7 protein-coding genes are annotated in these 4,964 nt (G+C 73.4%); all 7 read left to right on the top strand.

Annotation, left to right across the window (positions count from 1 at the left end; all coding sequences use genetic code 11):
* Positions 1-412: isocitrate lyase/phosphoenolpyruvate mutase family protein (locus tag H5J29_RS20675; RefSeq protein ID WP_181782703.1), on the top strand; the 412-nt coding region annotated here is incomplete at its 5' end.
* A complete protein-coding gene (locus tag H5J29_RS20670; protein WP_181782702.1) occupies positions 409-1,458 on the top strand; it encodes a hypothetical protein in 1,050 nt (349 codons plus the stop codon). The genes H5J29_RS20675 and H5J29_RS20670, both read left to right, overlap by 4 nt.
* Positions 1,455-1,877, top strand: coding sequence for a nuclear transport factor 2 family protein (locus H5J29_RS20665; protein ID WP_181782701.1), 423 nt, complete (start codon positions 1,455-1,457; stop codon positions 1,875-1,877). The genes H5J29_RS20670 and H5J29_RS20665 overlap by 4 nt, the downstream gene beginning before the upstream one ends.
* Positions 1,878-2,028: 151 nt before the next feature.
* Positions 2,029-2,889 (top strand): phytanoyl-CoA dioxygenase family protein, encoded by an 861-nt coding sequence (locus tag H5J29_RS20660; protein WP_312858323.1) that lies wholly within the window; start codon positions 2,029-2,031, stop codon positions 2,887-2,889.
* A gap of 26 nt (positions 2,890-2,915) precedes the next feature.
* Positions 2,916-3,185 (top strand): ferredoxin, encoded by a 270-nt coding sequence (locus H5J29_RS20655; RefSeq protein ID WP_181782699.1) that lies wholly within the window; start codon positions 2,916-2,918, stop codon positions 3,183-3,185.
* Positions 3,186-3,201: 16 nt separating this feature from the next.
* Positions 3,202-4,464 carry a cytochrome P450 gene (locus H5J29_RS20650; RefSeq protein WP_181782698.1) on the top strand — a complete coding sequence of 421 codons (1,263 nt, stop codon included), beginning with the start codon at positions 3,202-3,204 and terminating at the stop codon, positions 4,462-4,464.
* The coding region (locus H5J29_RS20645; RefSeq protein WP_181782697.1) for an FAD-dependent oxidoreductase at positions 4,461-4,964 on the top strand (504 nt) is incomplete at its 3' end. The genes H5J29_RS20650 and H5J29_RS20645, both read left to right, overlap by 4 nt.

Below are 4,964 nucleotides of genomic sequence, written 5' to 3'. Positions count from 1 at the left end.
CGGGGCCCATCTCCTGCTGCAGGTAGCGCAGGACGACGTCCTCGGCCTCGACCGCGCGCGGGCCTACCGCGCCGCGGGCGCCGACGTCCTGTTCGTCGAGGCACCCGCCTCCCTCGAGGCCGTCCGCCGGATCCCCGCCGAGGTCGACGGGCTGCACCTGCTGAACATCGTCGAGGGCGGCAAGACGCCCGCGATCGAGCGGGCCACGGCGGGCGAGTGGGGGTACGCCGCGGTGCTGTACGCGAACGCGGCGATGCGGGCGGCGTGGGCGGGTGCCGACGCGGTGCTCCGCCACCTGGCCCTCCACGGCTCCACCACCGACGTCCTCGACCGCCTCTACGGCTGGGGCGAGCGCCAGGAGCTCGTCGGCAAACCCTTCTACGACGACCTGAGTGCGAGGTACGCGCGATGACCGCCGCTGTGTCCGGCGCTGTGTCCACCGACGACCCCACGGTCGTCGCCGACGTCGGAGGCACCCGGGTGGTCGACACCCGGGCCCTGCCGTGGCGGGGGACCGACGCCCCCACACCGCGGGTCCTGTCGAGGACCCTGGCCCGAGACGCCGAGGGCGACGCGGTCGTCGACGAGCGCTGGATGACGGCGTGGTCGCCCACCTCGACCACCCACGGGTACCGGCTCGTGCACGAGTACTACCTGTGCCTGGCCGGGGAGTTCACCCACAACGAGCGCGACCCGGAGACCGGGCGGGACACCCCCGTGGTCTTCCGCCCGGGGACCTGGATGGACCGCAGCCCGGGCAGCCTCACCTCCGGTGCGCTGGCGGTCCCGCAGAGCGTGCGGGGCATCGGCTGGCTCACCCGCGGGCCGGACCCGTACGTCGGCCTGGCCGAGGCCGCGTCCCTGACGACCACGCTGGACGGGAGCCCGGTGGCACCGGACACCGCACACGAGGCCGCGGGGGAGCAGGCCGGCGTCGTCCTCGCCAACGGCTACACGACCGTCCTCGACAGCCACGCGATGCCCTGGGCCCCGAGCGCCGGGCTCCCCGGCGCGCGGGAGCGGGTGCTGTCGCGCAGGCTCGACGGCGACGCAGGCGTCGTCCTCCTCGGCATCCCGGCCGGGCCCGCACCCTGGGGCGGCGGGGACGGCTGGCGCGGCCACCACGACTTCCGGGAGTTCTGGCTGGTGCTGGAGGGCGAGCTCACGGTCCGGCTCCACGACGGGCCCGGGGACCGCACCGGGGTGCCCGTGACCCTCGGCGAGGGCCATTGGCTGGACCGTCCGCCCGGTGCCGTGTGGGGCGTCGACCCGGGCGAGGCGACCCCGACCGGCGCGACGATCCTGTCCGTCCGGCTGCGCCGCGACACCGTCCTGCCCAAGGAGCGTGACAAGCACGCCGTGTGGACGCGCACCGTGGACGGTGGGCCACGCAGCATCGCCCCCCGCAGCTCGGTCGAGGAGCTCCTGGCCTTCCGGCGCGGGGGTGCGACGCCGTGACCGCCACGACGCGCGACGACATCGCGAACCTGCTCAGCCGCTGGTGCTGGGCGATGGACGACCGCGACCTGGAGGCCGTGGCCGCGTGCTGGGCCGACGACGCGGTGCTGCACACCACGCTCCCCGGGCGGGAGCCGCAGACGGTGCAGGGCAGGGACGCGATCGTCGGGCGGCTGGCCGCGGCGTGGGAGCGGATGCCGCCCGCGGGCGTGCACCACATCCTGACGACCCTGCTGGTCGAGCAGGCGGACTCCGAGACCGCCACGGTCCGGACGTGCACGGTGTCGCTGCGCCTGCGGGACGGGGCGCCCGCGTTCTCGTCGCTCGGCACCCACCGGGACGTGCTGGTCAAGGTGGACGGAGACTGGCGGATCCGGGTTCGCGAGCAGACCGTCGAGGGCTGGACGGCGGCGTCGTGAACCGCCGGCGGAACCCCACGATCTCGACGCGGTCGTGCCTCGTCCCGGCCTCGGCCTCCGCCGCCACCCGGCGGCGTAACCACCGAGAAACCACGGAGGTCGCCGAGAATGCGAGCCTCGTGCCAGAGGAATTGTTCGAGCGGCTCCATTGGTGCCTCGTGATCGACGCCATGACCGCAGGATTCAGAGGTGCATTGTGACGACGACGGAGATCTCGGTCGGAACCGGTGTCCGAGAGGTCACGGACGACGAGGTCGAATTCTTTTTCCAGAATGGTTGGGTCCACCTTCCGGGCCTGTTGTCCCCCGAGCTGGTGGCCTCGCTCCTGGCCTTCGCGAAGGAGCGCATGGGGGAGTCCGGCGACTCGGCGAACCTCCGTCCCGGGCAGGACATCGACTCGGCCTGGTTCAAGGACTACCACGACCCGAGCCGGGAGGAGGGCGGGATCTTCCAGCCCGTCGGGTGGTCGGAGGTCATGGGCCGCAACGCCGCCCGCCTGCTGGGCCGCGACACCGCGATGCGCTTCCTCACCGACCTGCTGGCGGTCAAGCTGCCCTCGGCGGAGACCGGCCGCGGGGCGGAGAGCGACTTCCACCAGGACTACAACCTGCTGCCGTTCGACAAGATGTCGGTCAACGTCTGGACCGCCCTGGACCGGGTGAGCGCCGAGCAGGGCCCCTTGCGCTTCTTCTCCCGCTCCCACACCCTCGGCCACCTCGGCAAGCCGTGCGACTACGCGGCCGAATGGCCCCGGGTGGCGCGGGTCTGCAGTGTCGAGGGTCCCGCCGAGCTGGCCCCCGGGGACGCGACCGTCCACTCCAGCCTGACGATCCACGGCGCGGCGGGGAACTCCTCCGACCGGCCCCGGTGGGGCTGGATCTCGTCGTACTTCCCGGCGGACTCGCGCTACACCGGCGTGCCCTACCGGCACACGGACGGGCTGGGCCTGAAGCGGTTCGAGCTCGCCGACCACCCCAAGTTCCCCGTCGTGTACACGCCGGCCGCGGGCTGAGCCGCGCCGGTAGCGAGGACGATCCCATGCGACTCACGGTCGACTACGACCTCTGCACCGGCCACGGCCGCTGCTACATGCTCTACCCCGACCTGTACGACGCGGACGACAGCGGCGACGCCGTCGTGCTCCTCCCGATCGTGCCCACCGACCGCGAGCAGGAGGCGCTCGAGTCCGTCGACTGCTGCCCGGAGGGGGCGATCGTCGTCGAGCTCGACCCCCCTGCCGCCGAGCCCCCGCACGAGGCCGGTGGCGACGCCGCGGTGGCGGCGCCCGCCTTCGCGAAGCCGACGTGACCCGGAAGGACCCGTCATGACCCCCAGTGCCTCCCGTGCGGCCGAGGCGGCTCCCACCGTCGCGTGCGAGCACGCCCGTCGGTTCACCATCTACGACACCGGGACCCCGCTCGATCCCTATCCGACCCTCCGGGAGATCCGCAGCGGCTGCCCGGTCGCGCGCAGCGAGCAGTTCGGCGGCTACTGGATCGTCACCCGGTACGCCGACGCGCGGTTCGTCCTGCAGAACCCGGAGATCTTCTCCAGTACGCAGAACACGATCCCGCCGCGCAAGGACATCTCCGTCGGGCCGCCCATCCCGCTGAACGTGGACCCCCCGCACCACACCGACTACCGGAAGCTCCTCGAGCCGCTGATGTCGCCGAAGGTCGCGCGGGCGATGGAGCCGCGGATCCGCGAGGAGGTCCGCAAGCTGGTCGCGCCGATCGTCACCGCGGGCGGGACCGAGCTGGTCGAGGGCATGGCGGCGAAGCTGCCGGGGCTGGTCTTCCTGCCCCTGCTCGGGCTCGACGTCACCGAGCTCGACGAGCTGCTCTCCCTCCACACCAGGCTCCTGGCCACGACGCGGGTCGCCCCGGAGGACCGCGAGGCGGCCACCCGGGTCCGGGAGGAGGCGGAGGCCGCCCTGCACGCCAAGGTGGGGGCGCTGCTCGACGCCCGCTCGGCGATGCCGGACCCGCCCGAGGACATCATGACGGCCCTGGCGGTCGCGGACCTCGAGAACGCCCCGCTCGGCAGGCCGGAGGCCCTGCGCACGGTCAAGCTGCTGTTCGCGGCGGCGCTCGACACGGTCAAGAACACGCTGTCGATGGCGATGTACTACCTGGCCCAGCACCCGGAGCAGCGCGCGGAGCTGGTCGCCGACGAGCGGCTGATCCCGGTCGCCGTCGAGGAGTTCATCCGGTTCTTCAGCCCGGCCCCCACCGGGCGTCTGGTGATGCGGGACGTGGAGGTCGGCGGCGTGACGTTCGCGGCGGGCGACATGGTCCTGGTGCCGATCGTGGCCGCGAACCACGACGACGCCCGCTTCGCCGAACCGGACCGGATCGACTTCCACCGCCGGTCCAACCCGCACATCGGCTTCGGCGCCGGTCCGCACCGCTGCCTGGGCTCGCACCTGGCGCGCATGGAGCTCAAGGTGGCCCTCGAGGAGATCCACCGGGCGATGCCGGAGTACCACCTCGCCTCCGACGTCCCGCCGAGGGTGCACGGCGGGGCGATCGTCGGCATCGACCGGCTCGACCTGGTCGTCGGGCCCGCCGGGGCGGTGGCCCCGTGAGCGTCCGCAGCCTCGAGGTGGAGGTCGCGGTGGTCGGCAACGGCGTCGCGGGCTGGACCTGCGCCAAACGGCTGGCCCGCAGCGGACACCGCCCCCTGCTGATCGGACCGGGACTGCCGACGGACCGGCCGCCGCTGTCGAAGGCCGCGCTCTCCGGCGGTCTCCCGCGGCTGTTCGCCGACTCGCGCACCATCGAGAGCGCGGGCATCGTCGCCGTGGACGGCGTCGTCACCGCCGCCGACCTCGACGGGCACGTCCTGACCGTCACCGAGGACATGGGCACCTCGACGGTGCACGCCCGGCACATCGTGTTGGCCACCGGCTGCTCCTACGACCCGGTGGCGGTCCCCGGTCTGCTCGCGGCCCACGTCAACGCCACCCCCGAGGGCCTCAAGGGGCTGCTCCCGCGGCTCAAGGAGCCGCGCCGGGTGGTCGTGGTCGGCGCCGGGCTGGTGGGCGTCGAGTCCGCGATCACCCTGCGCCGGGCCGGACACGAGGTC

The sequence above is a fragment of the Pseudonocardia pini genome (genome assembly GCF_013870575.1).
Classification (GTDB): Bacteria; Actinomycetota; Actinomycetes; order Mycobacteriales; family Pseudonocardiaceae; genus Pseudonocardia; species Pseudonocardia pini.
This window is presented reverse-complemented; position numbering and strand designations above follow the sequence as displayed.